At 42.6% G+C, this 24,428-nt stretch carries 26 protein-coding genes; 12 read left to right on the top strand and 14 right to left on the bottom strand.

The genetic code is table 11. The features are described from left to right. The first annotated feature begins 12 nt into the window (after positions 1-12). On the top strand, positions 13-654 hold the full coding sequence (locus ACYTXL_RS28775) for an MvaI/BcnI family restriction endonuclease (protein ID WP_461927612.1): 642 nt from the start codon (positions 13-15) through the stop codon (positions 652-654). A gap of 112 nt (positions 655-766) precedes the next feature. Here the strand turns inward: ACYTXL_RS28775 and ACYTXL_RS28770 are convergent, their stop codons facing one another. Continuing rightward, a complete protein-coding gene (locus ACYTXL_RS28770) occupies positions 767-1,987 on the bottom strand; it encodes a HetZ-related protein (RefSeq protein WP_461927611.1) in 1,221 nt (406 codons plus the stop codon). 408 nt (positions 1,988-2,395) lie between these two features. Continuing rightward, complete coding sequence (locus ACYTXL_RS28765) at positions 2,396-3,055, bottom strand: L-threonylcarbamoyladenylate synthase (RefSeq protein ID WP_461927610.1); 660 nt, start codon at positions 3,053-3,055, stop codon at positions 2,396-2,398. A 64-nt stretch (positions 3,056-3,119) separates the two neighbouring features. On the opposite strand from ACYTXL_RS28765, the gene ACYTXL_RS28760 reads away from it, so the two are divergent. After that, complete coding sequence (locus tag ACYTXL_RS28760; RefSeq protein ID WP_461927609.1) at positions 3,120-3,263, top strand: hypothetical protein; 144 nt, start codon at positions 3,120-3,122, stop codon at positions 3,261-3,263. 68 nt (positions 3,264-3,331) lie between these two features. Beyond that, positions 3,332-4,615: a nickel pincer cofactor biosynthesis protein LarC gene (gene larC / locus ACYTXL_RS28755; protein WP_461927608.1), complete on the top strand. Its 1,284-nt coding sequence runs from the start codon at positions 3,332-3,334 to the stop codon at positions 4,613-4,615. Positions 4,616-4,749: 134 nt separating this feature from the next. On the opposite strand, the gene ACYTXL_RS28750 is transcribed toward larC, so the two are convergent. The 6 genes from ACYTXL_RS28750 to ACYTXL_RS28725 form a co-directional block, all read right to left on the bottom strand. After that, complete coding sequence (locus ACYTXL_RS28750; protein ID WP_461927607.1) at positions 4,750-5,193, bottom strand: type II toxin-antitoxin system VapC family toxin; 444 nt, start codon at positions 5,191-5,193, stop codon at positions 4,750-4,752. Then, positions 5,194-5,499: a hypothetical protein gene (locus ACYTXL_RS28745; RefSeq protein WP_461927606.1), complete on the bottom strand. Its 306-nt coding sequence runs from the start codon at positions 5,497-5,499 to the stop codon at positions 5,194-5,196. Between the two features lie 459 nt (positions 5,500-5,958). Continuing rightward, positions 5,959-7,545, bottom strand: a complete 1,587-nt coding sequence (locus ACYTXL_RS28740; RefSeq protein WP_461927605.1) for an NAD(P)H-hydrate dehydratase — start codon at positions 7,543-7,545, stop codon at positions 5,959-5,961. A gap of 154 nt (positions 7,546-7,699) precedes the next feature. Continuing rightward, positions 7,700-7,957, bottom strand: a complete 258-nt coding sequence (locus tag ACYTXL_RS28735) for a hypothetical protein (protein WP_461927604.1) — start codon at positions 7,955-7,957, stop codon at positions 7,700-7,702. 148 nt (positions 7,958-8,105) lie between these two features. Then, positions 8,106-8,468, bottom strand: coding sequence for a Panacea domain-containing protein (locus ACYTXL_RS28730; protein WP_461927603.1), 363 nt, complete (start codon positions 8,466-8,468; stop codon positions 8,106-8,108). A gap of 331 nt (positions 8,469-8,799) precedes the next feature. Then, the gene (locus ACYTXL_RS28725) at positions 8,800-8,952 is read right to left on the bottom strand and encodes a ribbon-helix-helix domain-containing protein (RefSeq protein ID WP_461927602.1); all 153 of its coding nucleotides are present in this window, start codon (positions 8,950-8,952) and stop codon (positions 8,800-8,802) included. Between the two features lie 159 nt (positions 8,953-9,111). Here ACYTXL_RS28725 and ACYTXL_RS28720 point away from each other — a divergent pair, with 159 nt between their 5' ends. Beyond that, entirely contained in the window at positions 9,112-9,723 is a 612-nt protein-coding gene (locus tag ACYTXL_RS28720; protein ID WP_461927601.1) for a hypothetical protein, read from the top strand. Between the two features lie 155 nt (positions 9,724-9,878). On the opposite strand, the gene ACYTXL_RS28715 is transcribed toward ACYTXL_RS28720, so the two are convergent. Then, positions 9,879-10,247, bottom strand: a complete 369-nt coding sequence (locus ACYTXL_RS28715; protein ID WP_461927600.1) for a Dethiobiotin synthetase — start codon at positions 10,245-10,247, stop codon at positions 9,879-9,881. Between the two features lie 209 nt (positions 10,248-10,456). On the opposite strand from ACYTXL_RS28715, the gene ACYTXL_RS28710 reads away from it, so the two are divergent. The 6 genes from ACYTXL_RS28710 (at position 10,457) to ACYTXL_RS28685 (ending at position 15,751) form a co-directional block, all read left to right on the top strand. Next, the gene (locus ACYTXL_RS28710) at positions 10,457-10,693 is read left to right on the top strand and encodes a hypothetical protein (protein WP_461927599.1); all 237 of its coding nucleotides are present in this window, start codon (positions 10,457-10,459) and stop codon (positions 10,691-10,693) included. A gap of 81 nt (positions 10,694-10,774) precedes the next feature. Beyond that, a complete protein-coding gene (locus tag ACYTXL_RS28705) occupies positions 10,775-10,948 on the top strand; it encodes a hypothetical protein (protein WP_461927598.1) in 174 nt (57 codons plus the stop codon). A 370-nt stretch (positions 10,949-11,318) separates the two neighbouring features. Beyond that, positions 11,319-11,564: a photosystem I iron-sulfur center protein PsaC gene (gene psaC / locus ACYTXL_RS28700; RefSeq protein WP_015196969.1), complete on the top strand. Its 246-nt coding sequence runs from the start codon at positions 11,319-11,321 to the stop codon at positions 11,562-11,564. Positions 11,565-12,757: 1,193 nt separating this feature from the next. Beyond that, positions 12,758-14,641 (top strand): glutamine--fructose-6-phosphate transaminase (isomerizing), encoded by a 1,884-nt coding sequence (glmS, locus tag ACYTXL_RS28695; protein ID WP_461927597.1) that lies wholly within the window; start codon positions 12,758-12,760, stop codon positions 14,639-14,641. 69 nt (positions 14,642-14,710) lie between these two features. Next, on the top strand, positions 14,711-15,415 hold the full coding sequence (locus tag ACYTXL_RS28690) for a DNA cytosine methyltransferase (protein WP_461927596.1): 705 nt from the start codon (positions 14,711-14,713) through the stop codon (positions 15,413-15,415). Between the two features lie 12 nt (positions 15,416-15,427). Next, positions 15,428-15,751 carry a DNA cytosine methyltransferase gene (locus tag ACYTXL_RS28685; protein WP_461927634.1) on the top strand — a complete coding sequence of 108 codons (324 nt, stop codon included), beginning with the start codon at positions 15,428-15,430 and terminating at the stop codon, positions 15,749-15,751. A 14-nt stretch (positions 15,752-15,765) separates the two neighbouring features. Here the strand turns inward: ACYTXL_RS28685 and ACYTXL_RS28680 are convergent, their stop codons facing one another. From ACYTXL_RS28680 to ACYTXL_RS28660, 5 genes are all read right to left on the bottom strand, one after another. Beyond that, positions 15,766-16,185 (bottom strand): MAE_28990/MAE_18760 family HEPN-like nuclease, encoded by a 420-nt coding sequence (locus tag ACYTXL_RS28680; RefSeq protein ID WP_461927633.1) that lies wholly within the window; start codon positions 16,183-16,185, stop codon positions 15,766-15,768. After that, positions 16,186-16,962, bottom strand: a complete 777-nt coding sequence (locus ACYTXL_RS28675) for a DUF262 domain-containing protein (RefSeq protein ID WP_461927595.1) — start codon at positions 16,960-16,962, stop codon at positions 16,186-16,188. A gap of 411 nt (positions 16,963-17,373) precedes the next feature. Further along, the gene (prmA, locus tag ACYTXL_RS28670; protein ID WP_461927594.1) at positions 17,374-18,294 is read right to left on the bottom strand and encodes a 50S ribosomal protein L11 methyltransferase; all 921 of its coding nucleotides are present in this window, start codon (positions 18,292-18,294) and stop codon (positions 17,374-17,376) included. Positions 18,295-18,609: 315 nt separating this feature from the next. Beyond that, on the bottom strand, positions 18,610-20,190 hold the full coding sequence (gene serA, locus ACYTXL_RS28665; protein WP_461927593.1) for a phosphoglycerate dehydrogenase: 1,581 nt from the start codon (positions 20,188-20,190) through the stop codon (positions 18,610-18,612). Positions 20,191-20,936: 746 nt separating this feature from the next. Further along, positions 20,937-21,950: an IS701 family transposase gene (locus tag ACYTXL_RS28660; protein ID WP_461927632.1), complete on the bottom strand. Its 1,014-nt coding sequence runs from the start codon at positions 21,948-21,950 to the stop codon at positions 20,937-20,939. Positions 21,951-22,305: 355 nt separating this feature from the next. On the opposite strand from ACYTXL_RS28660, the gene ACYTXL_RS28655 reads away from it, so the two are divergent. Both ACYTXL_RS28655 and ACYTXL_RS28650 read left to right on the top strand, forming a co-directional pair. Further along, on the top strand, positions 22,306-23,631 hold the full coding sequence (locus tag ACYTXL_RS28655) for a PRC-barrel domain-containing protein (RefSeq protein WP_461927592.1): 1,326 nt from the start codon (positions 22,306-22,308) through the stop codon (positions 23,629-23,631). Continuing rightward, entirely contained in the window at positions 23,556-23,930 is a 375-nt protein-coding gene (locus ACYTXL_RS28650; protein ID WP_461927591.1) for a hypothetical protein, read from the top strand. The genes ACYTXL_RS28655 and ACYTXL_RS28650 overlap by 76 nt, the downstream gene beginning before the upstream one ends. Positions 23,931-24,428: the final 498 nt, after the last annotated feature.

Here is a 24,428-nt window from a genome sequence, read left to right as displayed (position 1 = left end):
GCAATACATTCTATGGAACGAGTAGAAGCGCTTGCAAGGCTAAACGAACTTGTAGGTAAAGACCTACGAGAGTTGGCAGTTCAGTACGGCGTTACAGTCTGGCATGAAGCGGGTAAAAAAAATAAAGGTTGGTCTGGCCATACAATTGAGCGTTTTCTAGGATTACCGCTCAACTCATCCCGATCTCCAAACTTTGGAAGTTGGGAACTTAAAGTAGTTCCACTTATACTTAATAAACGTACAAAACTACTCAAAGTTAAAGAGACAATGGCAATTACAATGATAGACCCGATAGAAGTTGCTGCTAAAAAGTTTGAAGATAGTCATCTTTTCAATAAACTACAAAAAATTGTAGTTGTTGCCCGAGTTTTTGAAAATCAGAACGAAAACTGCTCGCTTCTACATTCTGTTGCTTCATTCGATCTTGATCATCCTGAAATCTACGCTCAGGTAAAAGCGGATTATAACCTAATACGAGACACTATTAAAAATCAAGGATTTGAACAGCTAAGTGGCAAAATGGGCGTACTTGTACAACCAAGAACAAAAGGACCTGGGCATGGAAGTATCTCGCGTGCTTTTTACGCTAGAACAAGTTTTGTCGCGCATATTTTAGGAGAAGGTTACTCTGTCCCGCTTCCTGTTACATCTTGATGCTAGCCATAGAAATAGGTTTTTTGTAGACGGATTACAGAGAAAGTTATCTATAAAAACATCTTTAATAAATTAAATTAAGTTGGAGAAACACAGGGATTTCCCTTGGGCTTCAACCTGTCTGAGCTTCAGTATGACCGTTGCGGATAGCCCATGCGATTTCTAAAAGTTGAGTCCAGCGCTTTTGTAGCTGTTTGGGGGTGCATTTGATGACTTTGGCGATCGCTTGATCGTTTTCCCGTGCAGTTTTTAACTGTAATATTTGTTGTTGCTCTTGTGTGAGTTGATTCACAAAGATTTCCCACTGCTGGGAAGATAAACCCAACTTTTGCTCTAAACCCGCACCCAACCATTGATGTACCAATTGCCAATGGTGTTGCTTGGAAAACTTTTCCACATGGTATTTAAACCGTTGTTGGAGATAATCGCGCTGACGGCTGGTTAAACCGAGAATTTGGTCAATTTCTGGGGCTGAGAGATCTTGAAGTTTCAAGCTGAGGTAGTTCATACAGTCAGATTGACCTTGAGACTCCAGATATTTCATCAATTCAGTGATGACGCGATCGCGTTCTGACTCTTCCGATGGATCGAAATTAGTTTGGGCAATCATCTGCGATCGCAGCTGTTGCACCGCCGAGTTGCGCTGGTAAGATTCTGCTTCTTCACCCTTGGCACACTCTACCGCCATTTCAATATCCACAGTAGTTTCTTGGGGCTGACGACGAGCAAAACCTTGGGCTCGCAAGATAATTAATTGCTGATTTGCACCACTAGGTAAATTGATCCGGCGTTTGGCGTACTGTTCTGTAAAGGACATATATTCAGCTAATTGCAGCTGAGTACGCGGCGTGTGATCATTAGGTAGTTCGTTTTCCCTGCGGAAAGCTTTAATAGCTTCGATATAAAATGCTTGTAAAAAATCTTCAATCAGGCTGTAACGAGCCTCAAAACCCAACTCTGAGCCGGACATAGTTATATGGCGGTAAACCATAGCACCCAAATTGCTATGTAATTCCACCCGCCCTTGTTTGGAACCTAGTTGGTAGTAACGTAAACACTTTTGCATCCGATGCCTTCCCAACGTCATCTGCCAGGACTTGATTTCCCCAGATGTTTGAATACGGGAGCTTTTATCGCAAATGCGTTCTACTTCCACGACTATGCGCTTTGCTAAAGCTTCTACGCACTTGGGCGCTGCTTTTACTTGCCCTTGCATTTCCTCACACAGCAATCCAATCAAGGTATCGCTGCTGCTGTCTGAAAATTCTTCAGTCGAAAGGTGGTTCTCAAAAATGGGTCTAGAGTTTGGTAGATTGACGACGTTAGCTTTCATGACTTTTCCAGGTAGTAGTATTGCACCGTAATTACAACGCAGACACAGCAATCAAGACCGTGATTGGCTTGTGAATCTTTAGGCATTCATCCATCAAAACTTGCCGTATGTAATGCTCATATCTAAAGGTCATATATAAAACTGTAGGAAATACGAAAGAGTTACAGTTATGGCAATGTGTCGGTTTTTTTCACAAGCCACTAGATTGAGGCTGGGACACGAGTACCCGCCATTTTCTCAAAGTTGTCAAATACCTTGCTGTGTCAACTGTTGCCACCATTTTGTTATATCCACTGCTTCACCAAACAGCCCGTCGTAGACATCGCCTTTAAATATGACAATTTCAAAACTGGAGTTGTTTTGATCACAATTTCTGAAACAAAGAGGTACGCCTGTGAAGTGGAATTCTTATACCCATGCTGCTGCGGCTTCCCAACCTAAACCCCTCCGTATCATTACTGCTTCGTCTCCGGTCATATCCAAGATGGTAGAGACTTCATATGTAGGTTCCTCGCCAGTGTCTACAATTATGTCTACCAACTTGTCCAAACGGTCAAATAGCTCTACCCGCGACAGAATAGTTTCTGGAACTATCGGAATCATGCCATTATCTGATTCATCTGGTGGCAAATGTGCTGAAGTAGAAATAATCGGATTGCCTAACGCTGCCAGCAACTCCAAACACATAGTATGGTTTGGTACTCTAATTCCAGTAGTTTTCCGTTTGGGGCTTTGCACCAATCGCGGTACTAACTTAGTCGCTGGGAGCAAAAACGTGTATGGACCTGGAATCAGCCGCTTCATAATTCGATAGCCTGTGTCACTTACGAAGGCATAAGTTGCCACATTTGAAAGCGAGGGACATAAAAATGTCAGTGGTTTATCATTTGCTAGCTGTTTAATTTGCCGCACTCGTTCTACCGCCGATTTAGCATTCAAATCACAACCGATCGCATAGACTGTATCAGTAGGGTAAAGCATGACTGCGCCACTTAAAAGCGCCGACTTTATTTCCTCTATTCGGCGAATTTGAGGATTATCCGGATGAACTAAGAAAATTTTTGCCATAGGACGGGGAGTGGAGGATGAGGGAGATGAGGGAGATGAGGGGGACAAGGAGAATAACCTACCTATGCCCAATGCCCAATACTTCTCTAGGAGAGGCTGCGCCAACGACGTCGCTCAGTACAAGTGCCCAATGCCCAATACTTCTCTAGGAGAGGCTGCGCCAACGACGTCGCTCAGTACAAGTGCCCAATGCCCAATACTTCTCTAGGAGAGGCTGCGCCAACGACGTCGCTCAGTACAAGTGCCCAATGACTAATAATTAATGACTAATAACTAATGACTAAAATAGCTTATCTTCAATGTCCGACAGGAATTTCTGGTGATATGTGCCTCGGTGCTTTGGTAAGTTTGGGTGTTCCTGTGGAGTATTTAATTGAAAAACTCAATGGGTTGGGTATTGAACAGGAATATCAGTTAAGGGCAGAGTTTGTCCAACGTAATGGTCAACAGGCGACTAAAGTTCATGTGGATTTAGTAGAGGATCACTATCACCACGATCGCGAACACAGTCACGATCGCACACGCCATCTGCCAGAGATAGAGCGGATGATTCTCAAAGCGGGGTTGCCATCACGGGCAGAAGCTTGGAGTTTGGCGGTATTCCGGCAGCTAGCAGTCGCAGAAGGGGCGGTGCATGGTATTTCCCCTGAAAAAGTTCATTTTCATGAGGTGGGTGCTGTAGATGCGATCGTCGATATCGTGGGTACTTGCCTGGGGTTGGATTGGTTGGGGATTGAGAGCAATCAGGAAGGATGGCCTTTACTTTACTGCTCGGCGTTCCCGACTGGTGGCGGCACTGTTCGGGCTGCACATGGTCAGATGGCAGTACCAGTACCAGCAGTATTAAAGCTGTGGGAAATGCGGGGTTGTCCAGTTTATAGTAATGGCATTGAACGAGAACTGGTGACACCAACCGGAGCCGCGATCGCCACTACTTTGGCAAGAGATTTTGGTTCACCACCGGCGATCGCTATTAAGCAGATAGGACTAGGAGCAGGAACCATAAATTTACCCATTCCCAATATTCTACGCCTCTGGTTGGGCGAAAGCGCAAGTTTACAGTCTAATTTCAGTGATTCTGAAGATAGCAGCCAAAATTTAGAAACCATCTCAGTATTAGAAACCCAAGTTGATGATTTAAATCCGCAAGCGATCGGCTATGTGTTTGAGGCGTTGTTTGCGGCTGGTGCGCTGGATGTTTTTACCCAAGCGATCGGCATGAAAAAGTCCCGTCTAGGGATTTTGCTGACTGTGATTTGTCATCCAGAAAATTTACTCAGTTGTGAAGCGGTTTTATTTAGCGAAACCACTACTTTGGGTATTCGGCGAACAACTCAGCAACGCGCCATTTTACAACGGGAAATTCAACAAGTGGAAATTGAATATGGCAAAGTGCGTGTCAAAATAGCATGGAAGGGACAATCACTAGAAAAAGTTATTGCTAATGTGCAGCCAGAATATGAAGATTGTGCAGACTTAGCCCGAAAACATCATATTCCCTGGCGCGAAATTCAACGGCTGGCGCTACAGCGTTGGTATTTAGAAAATCAAGACTACTAAGCTGCTTTTTATCTCCTCGTAAATCTTTGACTGGGGCAGCGATTCAGAAGATTATTAGTCGTGCTGAATTCCATAAATAAAAACCTCATTTATAGATGATTACTTGTATACAAGTAATCATCTATGGGTGTAATTTAAGGTGAGATCGCAGTTGGATTAGCAGCAGTAATTTCTGAGTAACGGGCAAAATCACTAATATTAAATGTAAGAATATGGGTTAACCCATGCACCAGCATTGCTGCAACTAGTCGCGCATCGTGTACGTTGACTCCTCTAATCCCATAAGCAACCACCAGCCTTTCCCATTCCTGGTAAATTGCCTGTGTATCTAGTAATAATGGGAACAACACCTTTAAACGGTTTACTTCTGTTTGTGTTTCTGCCACACTACGCCCTAAGCCATTTCGCTCGGTTGGGCGTGTGTAGACGTTCCAAAATTCAATCAAGTTTTGTGGTACGATGTGTAACCGTTCACCGCGACTGCTTAACGTGCTGATAGCCTTGGCTGCATCCGGGTTCATCGGATGGTTAAGGTCTACACTCCTTAATAGAACATTGGTATCTACAAGGTACGGCACTTAACCTCGCTCTCCATAAATACTTTCTCGGCTAATGGCTTCATCTTCTAGTGTTGGGAGGTTAAGCCCTCGGTGACTCTCCACCCACTCAGTAAATGCTGCTAGCCACTCTTGAGGGCTTGCAGTTTCATAGAAAGGGCGTTCCCTTGATGGTTGCACGAGTTGCTCAAGCATGGTATCCAAGTGAGGTTTAATCTCTTCTGGAGTCCGGTTGGAAATCTTCGCCAACAACTGGATAATTGTCTCAATATCTTGACTATGGGCTTGTTCTAAATCACTCACAACAGATTTTGGTTGACTGTTCATAGCTTAAACATCATCTAATTCAACCTGAGTTCGATATAAAAAACAAGACTGAAAAGTAGACACAGTAAACTTTGTAGCAATACAAGCCTGTGTTGCTTTTATGTCAATAAGATTCAATAAATGAGAATATGTGTGGATTAAGACATTCTCCTTACTTAAAGAAAGGATAATGAATTCGTCACTAATTCATTATCCTCTCTTTTATCGCTATTCATGCCTCCAGTAACCTTATTGAAAATTATTTACATTATTTTGACAACCAGAGTCTTTCCACAAGGGCTACTGTGTCTAATTTTCAGTCTTATTTTTTACGTTGAAATCAGGTCTATGTACTTATTTTTTGCGGTAGCGTTTGAAAACCCTGTGAACAGTTAATCTCTTAATTTTCAGCTTACTGATAAATTCCTGCCCTGGAAGCGCACTTGAGACTTGTCTACAATTTAATAAACTAAAAACCGTTTAATTACTTAGAGCTTTGATTAAATATTGTGTCAATGTAAACGCATCTACACCCAATTCGGTGCGTTCTTGGGCGGCTATTATACCCGCTTGTGAATGCCACCAAGCGGCAGTTGCCACAATATCTTCTATGGGAATATGTTTAGTTGCTGCTTGTGCCAACAATCCACCCAGTAGCCCAGTTAATACATCGCCGCTACCGCCACGCGCTAAGGCTGGTGTACTTTCAGGAACAATCCAAACGGCACCTTCAGGGTTTGCGATCGCAGTTCTCGCCCCTTTGAACAACACTACCGCCCCACTTTGCGCTGCTGCTTGCCGTACTGCTTTCACCCTGTCATGTTTGGCATCGGCGACATCAGCAAACAATCGCTGGAATTCGCCAGTGTGAGGTGTGAGTACGGTTACTGCTTGACGTTTTTTTAATGTGGCGATCGCTCCCATTTGTGCCAAGATATTTAAACCATCGGCATCGAGAATTAAAGGGCGTTCGCTGGCGATCACTTCTTGGACAATCGGAGTGGCATCTCGTGTTAAACCGGGGCCACAAGCGATCGCATTAAAGGAACTCAGATCGGTTTTTTCTGGTAGTTGTAATTGGGCGATGGCTCCGGTTTGCGTCTCTGGACAACCAACAATCAGCGCTTCTGGCAAGTGTGACACCAAAAGGGGTTTTAGAGATTCGGGTACAGCGATCGAAAGCATCCCCACACCACTAGCCCTAGCACCTAAACCAGTTAAAATTGCTCCACCTGCATAGCGCCGCGAACCGCAAATCAGCAGTAAATGTCCTTCCTGATATTTGTGGGTAACTGGTGGACGGGGTAGGGGTAAAGTCGCAAGTGCCGTTGCTGGTGTAATACGTTTAATCCTGGGTGTATCTTTTAGAACAGCTTCTACATCAGCTAAAGAAATATCAAAATCGATTAACTCAGCTTTGCCGAGATATTCCAACGCCTGATCTTGCAAGAAAGCTAGTTTCCATAAACCCAAGCAAAAAGTGTGGGTGGCGCGAATCGCAGTTCCTAATACTTCGCCTGTGTCGGTGTGTAAACCTGAACCTAAATCGATGCTATAAATCGGCACAGATAATTCGTTTAACTGATTAATTGCAGAAGCGATGGGATCAGTAAGGTTTCTTTCTAAACCATACCCAAATAACCCATCAATCAACAAATCAGAATTTGGTAGTTGCTCAATTGTTTGATAAATTGGGATGCCCAAACTCTGGGCATATTGCAAGTGCTGCGAAGTTAATTCTTTGAGCTTAGAGAAAGGAGAATAAATCCAAACCTCATACCCGCGAAAGTATAATTCACGGGCTACTACTAAAACATCCCCGCCATTATGACCGGGGCCGACAAGAATTCCGATACGCGGATTTAGGGAGGGGGAGAGTAATTTTGAATTCTTTCCCCTTTGTCCAAGGTTCGGGTAAATATCTTGAATGCGACGGGCAATTAATCCCGCGACCTTTTCCATCAAAGCTGCTACAGGCATTCCCGCCGCAAAGATCCGTTCTTCAATATCGCGCATCTGCCCAGCAGTCACTACCACTTGCGAAATTTTTTCTTGCCTGTTCTGCATCAGTGCTGAGTTATGAGTTTTAGGTTAACTGAAACTTTAGCAGATTTCAAATAACCTCAAGCAGCCTAACGACCAAACTGCGATCGCTAAAAGATTTATAACAGGTGTTTTGTGAGATGAAAGTGCGTAAAGTAATTAAGGTGGCGATCGCTCCTTAATTTTTTGCGGAGTACAGCAGATGATCTGGGTCTAGCCAAACAATGTAGAAAATCTCGTTAATAAAGAATCCATGTTCATTTGAGGAGATGGAAAACTGATATGGTATATCAACTAATTGTTCTTCATTCGGCAAACCAAATCCCCTCTCGCTGGTATCTTCCCACTTGATGGGATGACATCTGAGAGTACTGCTACGATTCACTAACAACTCTTGAGCCGTTAGGCTAGATAGAGCTTTTAACCGATCAAGCAAGGTCAGCCACTAGATTACTTCTTTTTCCCTACAAGAAAACTTGTTGTGGGCATCTTGATAGTATTTAAAGGAAAAGCTGATGCCTTGAGGTGGCTTCAGCTTTGTTGGTCTAATACCTGATGTGTCGTCTTTGGCAACCTCAGTCTTCTTAATCCTTTTCTTCGGCACGAGATCCGTAGTACTCCTTCATCCACTGTTTCTGAATAACTTCGTTGGAAGGTTCATCAGGTGGTAAATTTCCTCTAGCCAAATTCCAGGGTGCTTCGGCATGAGTCATCTGCTCTAATTCATAAGCATCGCAGGCAAAGTACTCTTGTGCAACCTCATCTAGAAACTTTTGAACCTCTTGGGGTAATTCCGGGTTAGCATCCTCTAAAATTGGTTGCCATCCTAAAAGCTTATACTTCTGGTACAACGCAGGTATCACAGGCCCATGTATCCAGGCTTGAAAATCCTTTTGGAATAAAGGAGTGTCATTGAGTGCAAGATGCCAAGCCTGAGCATAGTACACAAGCTTTTGCAGCTTTAGATTACTTATAAAAGAGCCTGTATCATTTGCTAACCAGATAAAGTAATCTGCTACGTTAAAACATGACAACACTATAACCACCCCTTTCAATCTGCTAGATAATAGCTAGCCTTCATTCGCTCTCATACATCAGCTTACAGAGTTATTATGGCAAGAGCTATGAAGAATTTCCGGCTTCTATCTTATAGTTCAATTGTACTACTTACCGATTCATTCCTAAGCCTTTTTTGCTTCCTTCAACTGTGTTAAAAGCTGATTCACAAAAGTTTCACCATCAATTCTTTCTCCCCTTTCAAGTGATGCTATCCCTTCATCAATCTTGGTGCGGCCATTCTTGAGCGGAAAGAGTCTCTTCTGCTAAAAGGCACAATGCAGTTTGAATTACTTCATCAACCCTGTTAAATCTACCTGTGGCTAGCAAAGCTTGAATTATCTGTTTTTCCTGTGGAGTGAACGTAATGCTCATAACGATTCCATTCCTTGGCTTTTTCTATGATAGAGCGTTGATAAGTAAGATCCTTAATGTCTGAAGTTGGGTTGAGGTTTGAAGTAATCCTCCTGAAAACGGGAAGACTATGGTTACTTCACTAATGGGGAAATTTCCATGAAAGTCCTGAATAGGAAAATGCTCAAAAAATCTCTGCTTAACTGTCTAATTTTGCCTTTTTCTCTAGCAACTGGGCTGTGCGTGGGAACACTTTTTGATTCCAAAGTTAATGCTTTACCAGGGCAAAGTACAGAGGAAGTAGGCGCCTGGATTAAAGCACATCCCACACTCCGTCCCAGGAGTGGGGAGCAATTATTTGTGCAAAAGACTGATACAGCTGCTCAACGATTCAGTTTTCAAGCGTCGGTATTGCCTCCCGGTAGGATAGAATTTTCTAAAGACCGTGGCAGAATTCGTACTGAGCGCATTGCCATGTATGATGCCATTAACGGTATGACATTTGCGCGTCTCCAGGAATCCTTGCGGGTGATTTATGGCTTGGAGATTTATCAAGACTACGATCGCGCCCAAGTCGTGTATCAGTATCCCAACCAAAGCGTAATTAACTCGGCACGTTTTGCCGAAACTCCGATTCGAGAAGCTTTAAAGGGAGAATTACGAGTAGGCGATCGCTATGTCTATTGGGTGGAAATCGCCCAACCGAAGACTGGCAAAGCTTTTACTGGTCAAATGACGATTTTGCTCAAAACTGACCTAGACAAGTTAGAAAGGGAACTGCAAAGTCGTTAATGGGCACTTGTACTGAGCGAAGTCGTTGGCGTAGCCTCTCGTAGAGAAGTATTGGGCATTTCCCTTGTTTTCCTTGTCTCCCTCATCCCCATCATCTCCCTTGTCTCCCTCCTCCCCCTCATCTCTTCTCGTTTAAAAATTACTGAATTGGTGTTCTACAACTTCCCCAACCCTACAGGCGCTAGGGTTTGCCATATACCCGAAAAGATACTTTCAGATGCTAAGGAAATTCGTAGCAAATCTTCTTTCAGTAGTGGCGGCCAATCAACCCCGGCTTTACACCCTGCGGTAAACAGCTGTTGCGCTTTAATGCTTAACTGATAAAGGGCTAAAGCCAGTTCTCGGTCTAGGCTTTTTGCATCTTTGAGGGCTTCAAACACCACTTTCAATGCCAACAAAATCGAGGTGATCTGACCAGGTATCGGGGGTTTCCCGTGTTTCATACGCATTAACAGCGCATCTGGGTTTTCCTCGGTTATGATTGTCTGATTTATGAGGAGTTTCCGAGCTGTTTCGTAATTCATGTAGTCAGTTTAACGTACATTTTGCTTCGGTATGAATACTTAATTAAAAGCTCATAAAACTAGCTTATGGTTATTTATAGCAATCTCATTTGATTTGTGAAAAGATCGGCGTGGGGAAAATGATTGGGAATTTGCGATGCTCTACCTTAACCAGATAGACTCAATATAATATCTTGGAAAAATATACCTTGCTGGGAATCAGAAGCAAAATGATATCACCGAATTTAGAAGAAATTGAGCGCTCCGTCCGTGCCTTGTCTGTGGAAGAACAACTTTGGCTACTAGAAAGGATTGCTCGACAAATCCGAGAAACGGAGTATACAAAAGATAAATTGGCTGATCCCAAAAATCCCGAAGAACAACTGGGAGTGATGGTTAGTGAGCCAAAGATTCCAACCGAAATTGCTGCTAAAAATGATGAGTTTGCGATTTCGGAAATCCTCTGATATCTAAAAGTAAAAATTATAAGATTGTCAGAATTAAAAAGTCAAATATACAAGTTATTGGTGAGCGATCGCTTACGATAATTGCTGAGTGCGATCGCTCATTCACTACAAAATGACCTCACACTCCGCCCACCAGTTCCAGACGATATAGTAGACCGGATGACCGGGCTACTGAAAACAGACACAACACCACTAACCGATGCGGAAGTGGAGATAATTTTAGAAGAAGGCTTGGTGGACAAATACCTGAAATGAAGGTATTGCTAGATACTAACATCATTCTAGAACCAGAAGCATTTGTAGAAGATGCCAGAGCTTTATTAGAAGCCATTGCACAGCAACGATAGATAACTTTCCCATCTAATCTTTTGAATTGACTTTTCTTGCAAATGACTTTACAATTCACCCCCATTATGGTAAGCGACTGGGGTAAATACGCTGCGATGATGTTGCTGATTAATAAGTCAATAGGGACGATCTCGCAAAAACAATTGATCAAGGGTGTTCATTACATTGTTTGAAGTTATGTAGCCTTTTGATTACGGCCTATCAACCACTGCGGTAAACTGTGCGTTGATTATGATTCTTTCGCAGAGAAGAACACTCGAAAGGAGCGGTTTTTTCAATGTCTCATGCCGTAAAAATCTACGATACCTGCATTGGCTGCACCCAATGCGTCCGCGCTTGCCCTACTGATGTACTGGAGATGGTTCCTTGGGATGGCTGCAAAGCTGCTCAAATTGCCTCTTCGCCCCGTACAGAAGACTGTGTGGGCTGTAAGCGCTGCGAAACCGCTTGTCCCACCGACTTTTTGAGCATCCGGGTTTACCTGGGCGCTGAAACAACTCGCAGTATGGGTCTAGCTTACTAAAAAGCTCAGTGCTAAATCACTGAACTGCTGATCGCTATGTGGATCTACTGTCCAACCTTTCTTTCCAGAACGGTTGCCTTGTCCCCCTTGGACACAAGGGAGAGGCGTAAGCCTTTGCGCCTGTCGGCAGTGATATAGACCATCAAAGAAAGCCTCCGATTAGAGTTCTCCGTGAGTCCTGAGTCTTGAGGCAAAAGAAGCAAATCAAAAAAACAATTTCTTGATTCTTCACTCAGCGAGAAGTTCAAATCGGCGGTTTCCGTCGATCTGAACTTCTTGCAAAGGCAGACGCCAAGGGCGAACGGTGACTCGGAACTCAGAACTCAGTCCTGAAGAATTTTAAAGTTTCTTAACGTGTCGCGGAAGTCCCCACCTTCTGGTGCGTCCGCTACGCGAACAATGTACTCATAAGGTGGGGATAGGGAGCGGGGGGTGTTCGCGAACAGCCTCACGAAATGAGGATTGCATAGGCGTATTGTTTTTTTGCGTCAGCAAAAACAAATACGCTTATGGATGACGAATCCTACTTGTTTTTCTGATAGAATTACTTGGTCTTGACCATCAATGCCATAAGCGAAAACCAAGCTGCATAGGTATATGTTGCAAGAGAACCCTTCCCTACGCAACGCTACGCGAACGATTTCGCTCAGGGTAAAAGATTTGGGTCTTGGGAACCAGGACTTCTGCCCTTGGAGGGAATGTCAGACTTTCTAGAACTACAGAGTTCTGGAGGCTATTCCCGATGAATTGGGAAGTTCCGTCCGTCTTACGGCGGAGTAGTTCACTAAACCGCGTCTATCTTGAAACCTGTAGTTCTTCGGTGATGAAAAAAATTTTCCCTCATCCCCCAACCTCTTCTCCCATATCTGGGAGAAGGGGAACCAGAATTTCAATGTCCCTCTTCCAGATATGGGAGAGGGATTTAGGGAGAAGGCGAAAACTACGGTTCTCAACTTACAGCAGATTTCAACGAAAGTGAGGTACACAACGATTCGTCTCAAAGCCAAGTATAAAGCCTGTTTGACTTCTGAATTCTGATTTCTGAATTTTGCTGTAGATGAAGTTTAGAAAGCATCTTTAGTAATACCTAGTGGCGGAGGGAGTAAATTACTCCCTTTTTTCTTTGCAAAAGGTCGAATTTGTGCTAGGAACTATACTGGATTTAATCATCCTGAAAAAAAGTGGTGTGAACAATGTGTGGAATCGTTGGATATATAGGCACTCAAGCGGCGACAGACATCTTATTAGCTGGGCTGGAAAAACTAGAGTACAGGGGCTACGATTCTGCTGGAATCGCCACTATTTGGGAAGGTAAGGTTAATTGTGTGCGGGCAAAGGGCAAACTCCATAACCTGCGTTCTAAACTGGAACAAATAGAAACCCCTAGCCAAATTGGTATTGGTCACACACGCTGGGCAACTCATGGTAAACCAGAAGAGTACAACGCCCATCCCCACATGGATACGGCAAAACGAGTGGCGGTGGTGCAAAATGGCATTATCGAAAATTACCGCGAGTTGCGCGAGGAACTCAAAGGAAAAGGACACCAGTTTCTTTCTGAAACCGATACAGAAGTAATTCCCCATCTCATAGCCGAATTTTTAAAGAGTCTTCCCCCCTCATCTCTCTCATCTCCCTTCCTAGAGGCAATTCGCCAAGCTGTTAACCACTTACATGGGGCATTTGCGATCGCAGTTATTTCTGCTGACTACCCCGATGAATTGATTGTTGTCCGCCAACAAGCACCTTTGGTAATTGGTTTTGGGCAAGGGGAGTTCTTTTGTGCGTCTGACACGCTAGCGATCGCTTCCTACACCCGTGCAGTGCTACCTTTGGAAAATGGCGAAATTGCCCGCCTCACACCTTTGGGCGTTGAGATTTACAATTTTGCTGGCGACAGGTTGAAAAAACAACCCCGGCTGCTCAACTTCAATCCTGGAATGGTAGAAAAGCAGGGATTCAAACACTTTATGCTCAAAGAAATCCATGAGCAACCAGGGGTAGTAAGAGCTAGTTTAGAAGCATACTTTAATAATCTTGGAGAATCTACCGAATCGCCAATCAATCTTGGTTTACCTGCGGATTTATACAACGATTTAGAACAAATTCAGATCGTCGCCTGTGGTACCAGTTGGCACGCAGCATTAATCGGAAAATATTTAATTGAACAACTAGCAGGAATTTCAACTCAGGTACATTACGCTTCTGAGTATCGTTATGCACCATCACCCGTGACGCCTAATACGTTGATCATTGCCGTTACCCAATCAGGTGAAACCGCCGATACCCTAGCAGCTTTGGCGATGGAAAAAGAACGTCGTCAAGGGAAAGAACCCAAATATCAAGCGCGACTACTGGGTATTACTAATCGCCCCGAAAGCAGCCTTGGTCATCTGGTATCGCATATCATCAGTACCCTAGCGGGAATTGAAATTGGGGTAGCGGCGACGAAAACTTTTACTGCCCAACTGATGGCGTTTTATGCTTTGGCATTGGATTTAGCAGCTCGTCGTCAGACAGTTTCAAAAGATATTTTAGAGAAAATTATTAACGGGTTGCGGCAGATTCCCAAAGAAATTGAAGCAACTTTGGAAACTCAGGAACGTTTAACTGAACAGTTAGCCCACGAATTCGCCGAAACCCAAGATTTTATTTTTCTGGGAAGGGGAATTAACTTTCCGATTGCTTTAGAAGGGGCGTTGAAATTAAAAGAAATCAGCTATATTCACGCCGAAGGCTATCCGGCTGGAGAGATGAAACATGGCCCAATCGCTCTATTAGATGCGAAAGTACCAGTAGTTGCGATCGCAATCCCTGGTAGTGTTTACGAAAAAGTTATTTCTAATGCCCAGGAAGCCAAAGCTAGAGATTCTCAGTTAATTGGCGTGACTCCCGTCAACGATGGCGAAGTTGCGGAAATCTTTAACGATCTTCTTCCTGTCTCTGATGTGGACGAATTACTTTCTCCCCTCCTCACAGTAGTTCCTTTACAATTGTTGGCTTATCATATTGCCGCCCGTCGCGGTTTGGATGTCGATCAGCCGAGGAATTTGGCCAAAAGTGTTACTGTAGAATAATTTCTACTATCAAAGTACAAATGAGCTAGTCTAGCTAGTCGGGCTATATATGGCAAGAAGAGGAAGTAAATGGCTAGCAGTATCTCTACAGTAGACCTGTTTTGTGGTGCTGGAGGACTAACTCATGGGTTTGAGCAAGCAGGTCTTCCAGTCAAAGCTGGATATGATATTGATCAAGCTTGTAAATTTCCATACGAGCACAATAACAAAGCAAAATTTATACTGCAAGATGTAGAATATCTTAGCGGTTCTGATCTGGCAAAGCATTTTTCTGGTAGCAGTATTAGGATTTTAGTAGGATGTGCCCCTTGTCAACCATTTTCAAGTTATTCAAGACGTTATAACGATAGAGAATCAAAGTGGAAGCTATGCCGTGATTTTGCTCGTCTGGTGCAAGAATGTGAACCAGAGATTATTTCAATGGAAAATGTGCTTCAGTTAAAACATCATCAAGTATTTCATGAATTTATCGAGAAATTAGAAAATTTAAACTATTTCTTGGAATCTTATGAAATTAACTGTCTAAATTATGGAATCCCTCAATCTCGAAAGCGATTAGTTTTACTAGCTTCAAAATTTGGCAAAGTTAACTTAATTCCACCAACACATGATGCAGAAAGATACGAAACAGTAAGAAAAGCTATTGAACATCTTGAACCACTTTCTGCGGGTCAAAAATCTAAGATAGACCGACTCCATCTATGCAGTAAGCTATCTAATCTGAATCTTCATCGTATTCGTGCTTCAAAACCTGGAGGAACTTGGCGAGATTAGCCTAGAGAATTAATTGCAGAATGCCACACTAAAAAGAGTGGTAAAACTTATCCTGCGGTCTATGGTCGGATGGAATGGGATCGACCTAGCCCGACTATCACTACACAGTGTTTTGGATTTGGTAACGGTCGTTTTGGACATCCTGAACAAGATAGGGCTATATCTCTTAGGGAAGCAGCATTACTACAAAGTTTTCCAGCAAATTACGAGTTTGCTCCTTCTGATGAGGCTTTAGGGCTAAGTCATATAGGGCGATTGATTGGAAATGCTGTTCCAGTTAAACTAGGCGAAGTTATCGCTCAAAGTATTTTGGCACACATTCAGGAAGTAAATTAGATATATTTACAGACTTAAGCCAGATACTTCCTTTCAACTAAGTAATCTTCAATGTTCTGCAATATCTGTTTGAGATACTCTATTACCTCCTTTTCAACCTGTAGAAGTTCTCGAATTGATATATTTTTACCAACTTCTGCAAATGATTTATTTCCGTGTGCTAAGTCATTTCGATTTCGCATAACATTATTTAATTTCTCACCATGCTTTGTTTTGGAGTAGTCAGTATCATAAGAAAATCCATACCTTCTTGCTGTTTTTGTAATTTCATCTCTATCAACATTGCCTGAGAATAATTCTTTACTATTAAATCCAGCTTTAATAATATCAAGAGAAATATCTGTTATTTGAGAATGGATATTATCTGGGGAGCGATTTTCAAAATTATAGAGTACTATTTTCTTAATTTCAGTGCTAACGGAATCAAAAGAAATTCATTTATTAAGGAAAGTATTAACTTGCCTGTCAAAATTTTTGTAGTTATTTAGGTATGCGAAAAAACGTAACACAAATTCCTCTGGCTCACGTTTATTAACAAGTGCTTCTGAGAATGGAGATAGTTTGCGAAATTTAGAATATTTAGCAAGCTCTTCAAGAAGATTAACAAATGGCCCTGGGGATATGCCTCTACGCTTCTCCATATCATTGAGTTCCACGCTACCTGTATTGATCCGTTCAAACAGATCCCTTCGTGTTTCTTCATCAGCTTTATCAGTGAGCACAATCATGCGGAGAGTAGCTCTGTTAAAACGTCTCTGTCTGGCAAGTGGCAAATCTTTGAATTTGAATTCGTTAAGTTTCTTTAGCTTTTCTAGCCCACATAGCTTGAGGTCATTATTAAGAAATCTATCTAAAGTACGAATACGTTGAATACCATCAACAATTTCCCATCGAGCTTCATCATCATGATCATCTTTCGGTGGCAAATCAGCAACAAAAATATATGGGATGGGTAGTCCTAACATAATAGATTCAATAAACTTTGACTGCCGAGATTCTTCCCAAATCATCTCCCGTTGATAGTCGGGTATATACAACTCATTCATGTCCTCATCTAGCCCATCTCTGTATTTCTGGAAAAGGACTTCCACTGGATACTCTTTTGTGTCATAGTCAACTATTTTTTGTTTTTCACGAATTTCTGCTTCTGCTCCTTCTCTTTGCTCATCCGTGATCTCTGGTTCTGGTGGTATATTTGGGGCTTTTGCCATCTTGCTCTCCAATTGGGATAGAGTAGATTTATCAGAGTAGGAAAGGCTTAGAAATTTATTCTATCACCTGGCATATTAACTCACGTATGAAATCATTCTGATTCTCTACTTTTGCCTGTACTATAGGCTTGTTGGAGCAAAGTTGAGAGTGAGTATGTTAACAAATGCGATTCTTCCATCGCTAGTTTCAAAAGTCAATATTGGGTAATCTATATATGATGTCACTTAAGCATTAGTTGATTATTTATACTTAAGTCTAATAGTGTTAAAGGTAAGCAAACTTCCGCCGACTTGTATTAGTACAGCACGGCGTAAATAAGCCACCCATTTGTAATCTCTGAAACCCTTACTAAAACGGAATTACGAATTACGAATTACGAATTACGCGAAGCGGTACTAGTATCCACTAGGTTAAGAACGCCGGACATTCAAGCAACACCATTCTTTTCGTTTCCACAGGGTAGCAACGATCCAACCATTTTGTTCTAAAGCGTCAGCAACAGCTTTAGATTGTTCTAGTAAAATACCACTAAAGATCGCCCAAGTCTCAGGTTTAGCGATCGCACTCATTTCTGGAACCAATTCAATAATCACGTCAGCCAAAATATTGCAAACGATACCGTCAACTGGTTGAGAAACCAGTTTTGTCAAAACGTCTACACTTCCCAGTGCAGGTAGTAAACGTTCTGGGCTAATGTCGTTCAGGGTGCGATTGCTAATAGTTGATTGCACCGCCAAAGGGTCATTATCCACTGCATAGACTTTCTCGGCTCCCAGTAGCAGCGCCCCAATGGAAAGGATACCAGAACCACAGCCAATATCCGCAATTACCAGATGTTCATGTTTACCACTATTAGCCACAAAAGATTGAGAAACTCCACTCAGCCGCATTTCTAAAGATTCCAAACATAGCTGAGTGGTAGCATGGTTGCCCGTACCAAATGCTACACCAGGGTCAAGACGAATCACTAACCGTTCTGTTATTTCTGGTAATGGTAGCCAAGCGGGGTTGATGAGGAAGCGATCGCCTATTTCCTGCGGATGCCAATATTGTTTCCAGCTAGTCGCCCAATCTTCCTCATCGATTAACTGCCATTGCAGGGAGGGAGATGAAACTCCTACACAGAGAGCATCTTGACGCAGCCACAGTGACAGCGCTGCTAAATCTAGTAGGTGTGTTTGAATTGTTGGCAAGTAAGCTCTTACTAAAGATGAATTTCCTTTGTTTTCACTAGCTGTACCACGACAGCCAAAATCTTCCAGTCGCCAAAAGATCGAATCTTCTAGGTCTGGTTCACATAAAATCTGTAGTTCCCACCAAGTGTTTGCCATATAATTTTAGATTTTAGATTTTAGATTTTAGATTAGGGATTTGGTAACGGTTAATGATCAATAGACCTCTTGCAAAAGTCCCTAACACCCCACCCCCAGCCCCTCCCCGCAGGCTCTTAGGGGAGAATTTGACGTAAGTCAAAGGCGGGGTGGGGTTCTTTTTTTGATTTATGCAAGAAGTCTAATGTGAAAAATAATGAGCAATTAGCCATTACCAATCCAAAATCCAAAATCGTTCGACTGAGCGACTTGCCTTGAGCGTTTGCGTAGCGTCTCGTAGAGAAGCCGAAAGGAGCCGAAGTCCGAAATCTAAAATTAGAGAGTTACTGTGTACGCGTCCCGAATGCCAGGGACTTTTATAATCTCATCCAAAATGCCCTCAGGTAAAGGATCATCTATACTCAGAGCCATTACAGCATCACCACGGACGATTTTACGACCTACTTGCATACTGGCAATATTCACATTAAAACTGCCGAGTAGGGAACCAAGTTTGCCGATAATCCCCGGCATATCGCGGTGCAGGGTAAACAACATATATTTGCTGGGTGGGACGTTAATCGGGAAACCATCAACGTCGGTGAGGTGGATTTCCCGCTCACCTAACAACGCGCCTGTGACAGAATGAGTACCTAAAGTACCTGTGGCTTCTAGATGAAGCGTTCCGGCATAGTCTCGAATCGAAGCATCGCGGGTTTCAATCACCCGAATTCCGCGTTCTTTGGCTTCTATGCTGGCATTTACGTAATTTACTCGTTCCCGCAAAGCTTGGTAAAGTAATCCTTTCAAGGCAGCGACTACCAAAGGCTGACTTTTGTTGGTCGCTAGTTCGCCTTGCAGTCGCACAGTGAGTGTTTCCACCCGTCCGCCAGCTAGCTGTCCCACTAGATTACCTAGAGTTTCTGCTAATTGCATATAGGGTTTGAGTTCTTCCAACACATCGGGGCCGAGTCCGGGAATGTTGACGGCCGAACGTGCTGGTAGTCCTAAAAGTACATCCCGAATTTGTTCGGCAACATCAATGGCCACATTTACTTGAGCTTCCGTGGTCGAGGCTCCTAAATGGGGGGTGAGGATGATTTCTTTACCGAGCGATCGCAACTCAGATTCACCCAGTGGTTCTGACTCGAATACATCCAAGGCTGCACCCCCGATTGTACCAGCTTTCAGAGCTGCTGCTAAAGCTACTTCATCAATGATCCCACCACGAGCGCAGTTGATAATCCGGGCTGTGGGTTTCATTTTTGCCAGAGTTGTGGCATTGATTAAGTGCGTAGTTTCTGGGGTTTTGGGGATGTGTAAGGTGATATAGTCTGCTTGCCGGAAGAGTAAATCTAGCTCCACCAACTGACAGCCAAGCTGTTCGGCTCGGTCTGTAGAAATAAAAGGGTCATAAGCTAGGAGTTTCATCCCCATTGCCTTAGCTACAGAGGCAACATGGGAGCCAATTTTACCCAAACCGACAACACCGAGAGTTTTTTTGTAGACTTCCGCGCCCACAAAGCTATTGCGATCCCATGCACCGCGTTTCACCGAAGCGTTAGCATCAGGGATGTGGCGAGACAAAGCCAAAATCATCGCTAGCGCATGTTCGGCGGCGGCAATTGTGTTTCCCTCTGGAGAATTGACTACCACAATTCCCCGGCGTGTGGCAGCAGGAACATCTACATTATCCACACCCACACCAGCACGACCGATGATTTTTAGCTGAGTGCCGGCTTCAATGATTTCTTGGGTGACGCGTGTACCAGAGCGAATCATCAGCGCGTCATACTCACCAATAATTTGGAGCAGTTCTGCTGGTTTTAGACCTAGTTTGACATCAACAGTAGCAACTTGCGAAAGAATGTCAATTCCAGCTTGGTCAATTGAATCGGAGACAAGAACCTTAGACATGATTATTTCATTTAAAGCTACAGGTTTTGCTGCACAAGACTTTTTAGTTTAGTCTTTATCTGTCGCAATTCAGCAAAAATTATTCGTTTGAATATCGACTTAACCTTAACTTACACTATATGGTGCTGGTATCAAAGCATGATTTGCTTTCGGTGGGTACTGCCTCCTAAGTATTTGAACATGAGTGGCTATTTGCACCACCCTGTCGCTAAATATAAAGCATTAATAGCACTAAGCAGCTATATACAGCAGATTTCAAGTTGGTGAGGTACAAAAATACCCCACCCGTGCTGTCGCTTACCCTCCCCTTGCTAAGGCTAGGGTATATACCCTCCTTAAAATTATTTTTTTACAAAGAATAGTACGCAAGTATTTTAACTAAAATTATCTTTTAAGTAATTCAATAAGATTGAAGCTAAAAATAAAAATATTTATTTCCAAAGTTCGCCTCAAAAATTTGAGAATAACTAGTGTAAGAATCTATCTTTAGAAATATATCTTTTGGTTCTATTTCTTTTTGAAGAACAAGGTAAACGAAAGCAGATGCCGATAAATAAATATACAAATTAAATTAATAATGATGTAAATAATCTTGTATGATATTTACAGTAAGGTCAACGATAAAAAACAACAATTAAAAATAAAAATGCCTAGACTCATAGGACAGCGCTCTAATATTGGAGCAAATCAGGACTTACGCAACTGGCACAAGCAATGGTGCGCGAAGCGCACCGAGCGCCCAAAAACTACACAAAAGACATAGCAATATCTGGACGTTTTAGTTGCCAAATTAAATAATTAGAAAGCAAATTTTGCTTGAGCTTGTAAATAGTTTCACCTGTTTGATAAGCTAAACTTTTCAGTCTTAGCCAAACTAACATAGCGCAAGCAATATGATTTCTTTGAAGACGAGCTTTACGACATTGACATGATTCAATGCCAGTTAGTTGCTTTATTTCTCTATGAAACTCCTCTATTTTCCAGCGGATTTTACACACCTGTTGTGTAACATCAGTAGAACTTTGAGATAAATCGTTGGTTGCGACATAATCCGTTCTATCGGTAGAGATAGTAACCCGGAAGAGTTTCACTTTTTTCTCACCAGGGAATCCTTTAATCTTTATTATTTTACCACATTCTAAATCTTCATTACTCCATTCTAAAGATTCAATATTTTTATATTTTTCTTTACCAAAACTATCATCTACTAAACGATTAATCTTCAAAGGACAATAATAAATTTTATCTAGACTATCTATATAAAGCATTAAATTATTGACCGCATACCAAGTATCCATTAAAACTGTATCGAAAGGTAGAAGCTTTTGGTATACAAGCCCTTGCAGCATATTTTTCACATGGTCAATCTTGCTTAAACCATCATTGTCTGGATTGAAAATACGATAATCTATTACCCAGAAATTGAGAGTTTTAGGATTAACATATATGCAATTTACTATTCCTATCTCTCTAATAACGCCATGTTCATTACCACTATACTGCCTTCGTATTATTTCTATTTCCTCCGAAAATCTTTTATCTAAAACTGTATCATCAAATATAATATAAGCATCCTCGTCAGGGACAATTATATCTTTGACATTATCCCAAAGTAAACGAGGAGTTAATTTTTCATTCTTTAAATAATAATTTATTTTATCATGACTAATATTTGACAAATGTTCTGCTAGATTAGTCATTGTATAGTTAATTTGGCTGCTCAGTAAATATTGGCAATAATTAAGTTTAGTAAATTTCATCACTAACCAACTTTTTGATGCACTTTTATCAATTTTCTCATAAAATTTTGAACAACAAGATACATCATTGATTATTGTTACTAATTTGAGCAAGGCCAATCAAACACATTCTCGCTAATTGAATACGTATGTACTACTAGCTAGCGATCGCACTGTGCCAGTTGCGTAAGTCCTGCAAATATTGCCGTTTTTGTGATCATAGTCGCCACATTTGGGGTACTTCTTGAATACATTGGCGTGATTCATCTAGTTCCCGGCTTTGGACGAGAAGGGCGATATTTTCAGCTTAAAAGTGAAGCCACCAACGAACAAGTAATTCAATAACAAAATCAATAAGAATGCGAGGGATAGATAAATGCGTAAAGGTAGTGATGTTATCGATAAAGTGGTCGTCACCTACGACACAGGTAAAAAAATTGTCCGAATTATAGATTTAATTTTTGATCAGAAACACAATCAACTTTTGGGTTTTCTAGTTGCAGAAAAGGGACTGTTTCGAGATGCAAAAGTGATTCCACTACAAGAGGTACAAGCGATTGGTTCAGATGCGATCGTAGTTAACTCGAAAGAATCTGTTGTTAAGGCACGTCGTGTCCCTGTAATTAAAGAGATTCTGCACCAGAATATTGTCCTGAGAAAAAAGAGAATTCTGACTACTGAGGGACTCGACCTCGGTGGATTGGTCGATTTGTTCTTTGACGAGCATAGTGGACTGGTGGAAGGATACGAAGTTTCTGGCGGTGTATTTGCCGATGCTTACTCGGGGCGATCGTTCGTTCCTGTTGGCGAAGCACTGAAAATTGGTTATGATGTTGCCTTTGTACCTCCAGAAACTGCTCAAATAATGGAAGAACAGGTCGGTGGTATCCGAGGAACCGTTCAGGCAACTGGAGATAGATTGCAGGACTCGGCCCAGACTACCAACCGCAGACTGCAAACACCAGCTCAAACCGTGAATGAACAGCTGCAAAGCTCCGTAGAGAGTGTGAACCGGGGGCTACACTCAGCAAGCCAAAATGCAGGTGAGCAATTCCAAGCCGTAAGTGATGCTACTAGCAGCAAACTGCAAGACCTCAATCGAGATGCAACAGCCTCCTTGACAAACAATTTGGTTGACCCTGCCGAGCAAAAGGTATATGTCATTGGCAAGCATATTGAGCGGGATGTGCTGACTCCAGACGGAAATGTACTGCTACTAGAGGGGCAAGAAGTGACGCTAGTGGATGCAGAAACGGCCGATCGTATGGGTATCCTTGATGAACTCTATCGAGCTACAGGTGGCAGTCTGACTGCCAACATCAGCCGCAATTTGCAAGCAGCAACAGAATCTACTAGCAATCGTATTGGGAGCGTAACTCGCAGGAGTGGTGCGAAGGTGCGTGACTCGGTTGATTCGCTGGCAGCGCATCTGGCGATCCAGCAGGCAAGAGGACGCAGAGTCGTGCAAACAGTCCGTGCTGACGATGGCTTAATTATTGCGGCATCTGGGCAGATTGTGACGGAATCCCTGCTTGATCGTGCCCAGACTTACGGTAAAGAAGCAGAATTGCTGAACGCTGTCGGTCTGAGTCCGGCAACCGCAGTCCGTTCTAGCGCCAGTGACAGATGGCTAAAAAACAAAGTTCAACTGGGCAATCAAGCATCGCTCAAGAGAATCTCAACACTTTCTGGCAAGCCTTGAAAGCGAAGGCAGAAAAGTTACAAGGACGCAGCACACGGGCAATGAAAAAGCAACGGATTGAACAAGCGCTGGATCGTCCAGTTACCCGTGTCATTCTTGACCCAGAAGATAACGTGATACTTAATGTCGGTGAATTGATTACCCATTGCGCCGTCAGTCAATCTGAAAAAAGTGGAGTTCTGAATATCTTACTAAGTTCGGTCTATACTAAGGAGCTAGAAATCTCTGATAAGGAGTTACGTGCTTCAGAATATGGAATGGCAGCCTTGGCACTTCATGGTAATGGGCGATCGCACTAATAATATATGTAAACTCTTGAAAATCTCGAACTTTCAACCAAAGACGACACGATTCGTGTTTCGGCCCTTCGCACCCACCACGGGCAAATAATTCACTACGAACACAAACGCGATCGCTGTCATCGAGATGAGAATAATCAGCTTCAAGCTTGGGAGAGCGATCGCCTGCAAATCCTAGCTTACACTTTACTCATAAAACTAATCTTAGCTAAAGATAAGTAAGTGGGCGAGAATAAATCAAAGTAGGTTAAGTAATGTAAAAAATATTGAGATTAGTTTGTAGTGAGGACTTTAGTCCTCTTATGAGGGCTGGAGCCGCTCCCTACAAACCTTTAATTATTTACGCCGCTCTACTTAAGGCAATACGAATAACCTCTTGCCGTGTACACTTTTTCAGCTTGATATCGCGTCATATGTGCATCATCGAATAGCCCATCGTAGACATTGCTAGCGGATAAATCGCTATAATATCTGGTTAGCTAAATATCTTTTGAGTTT

It is taken from the genome of Nostoc sp. (assembly GCF_054880495.1).
Note: the sequence above shows the minus strand (reverse complement) of the source record. Positions and strands in the feature narration are given on the sequence as shown.

Excerpts from the sequence above, each read along its gene's own strand:
- ACYTXL_RS28775 (WP_461927612.1), top strand. The coding sequence starts at position 13 with ATGGAACGAGTAGAAGCGCTTGCAAGGCTAAACGAACTTGTAGGTAAA.
- ACYTXL_RS28770 (WP_461927611.1), bottom strand. The coding sequence starts at position 1,987 with ATGAAAGCTAACGTCGTCAATCTACCAAACTCTAGACCCATTTTTGAG.
- ACYTXL_RS28765 (WP_461927610.1), bottom strand. The coding sequence starts at position 3,055 with ATGGCAAAAATTTTCTTAGTTCATCCGGATAATCCTCAAATTCGCCGA.
- ACYTXL_RS28760 (WP_461927609.1), top strand. The coding sequence starts at position 3,120 with ATGCCCAATGCCCAATACTTCTCTAGGAGAGGCTGCGCCAACGACGTC.
- larC (WP_461927608.1), top strand. The coding sequence starts at position 3,332 with ATGACTAAAATAGCTTATCTTCAATGTCCGACAGGAATTTCTGGTGAT.
- ACYTXL_RS28745 (WP_461927606.1), bottom strand. The coding sequence starts at position 5,499 with ATGAACAGTCAACCAAAATCTGTTGTGAGTGATTTAGAACAAGCCCAT.
- ACYTXL_RS28740 (WP_461927605.1), bottom strand. The coding sequence starts at position 7,545 with ATGCAGAACAGGCAAGAAAAAATTTCGCAAGTGGTAGTGACTGCTGGG.
- ACYTXL_RS28725 (WP_461927602.1), bottom strand. The coding sequence starts at position 8,952 with ATGAGCATTACGTTCACTCCACAGGAAAAACAGATAATTCAAGCTTTG.
- ACYTXL_RS28720 (WP_461927601.1), top strand. The coding sequence starts at position 9,112 with ATGCTCAAAAAATCTCTGCTTAACTGTCTAATTTTGCCTTTTTCTCTA.
- ACYTXL_RS28715 (WP_461927600.1), bottom strand. The coding sequence starts at position 10,247 with ATGAATTACGAAACAGCTCGGAAACTCCTCATAAATCAGACAATCATA.
- ACYTXL_RS28710 (WP_461927599.1), top strand. The coding sequence starts at position 10,457 with ATGATATCACCGAATTTAGAAGAAATTGAGCGCTCCGTCCGTGCCTTG.
- psaC (WP_015196969.1), top strand. The coding sequence starts at position 11,319 with ATGTCTCATGCCGTAAAAATCTACGATACCTGCATTGGCTGCACCCAA.
- glmS (WP_461927597.1), top strand. The coding sequence starts at position 12,758 with ATGTGTGGAATCGTTGGATATATAGGCACTCAAGCGGCGACAGACATC.
- ACYTXL_RS28690 (WP_461927596.1), top strand. The coding sequence starts at position 14,711 with ATGGCTAGCAGTATCTCTACAGTAGACCTGTTTTGTGGTGCTGGAGGA.
- ACYTXL_RS28675 (WP_461927595.1), bottom strand. The coding sequence starts at position 16,962 with ATGGCAAAAGCCCCAAATATACCACCAGAACCAGAGATCACGGATGAG.
- prmA (WP_461927594.1), bottom strand. The coding sequence starts at position 18,294 with ATGGCAAACACTTGGTGGGAACTACAGATTTTATGTGAACCAGACCTA.
- serA (WP_461927593.1), bottom strand. The coding sequence starts at position 20,190 with ATGTCTAAGGTTCTTGTCTCCGATTCAATTGACCAAGCTGGAATTGAC.
- ACYTXL_RS28660 (WP_461927632.1), bottom strand. The coding sequence starts at position 21,950 with ATGAAATTTACTAAACTTAATTATTGCCAATATTTACTGAGCAGCCAA.
- ACYTXL_RS28655 (WP_461927592.1), top strand. The coding sequence starts at position 22,306 with ATGCGTAAAGGTAGTGATGTTATCGATAAAGTGGTCGTCACCTACGAC.
- ACYTXL_RS28650 (WP_461927591.1), top strand. The coding sequence starts at position 23,556 with ATGGCTAAAAAACAAAGTTCAACTGGGCAATCAAGCATCGCTCAAGAG.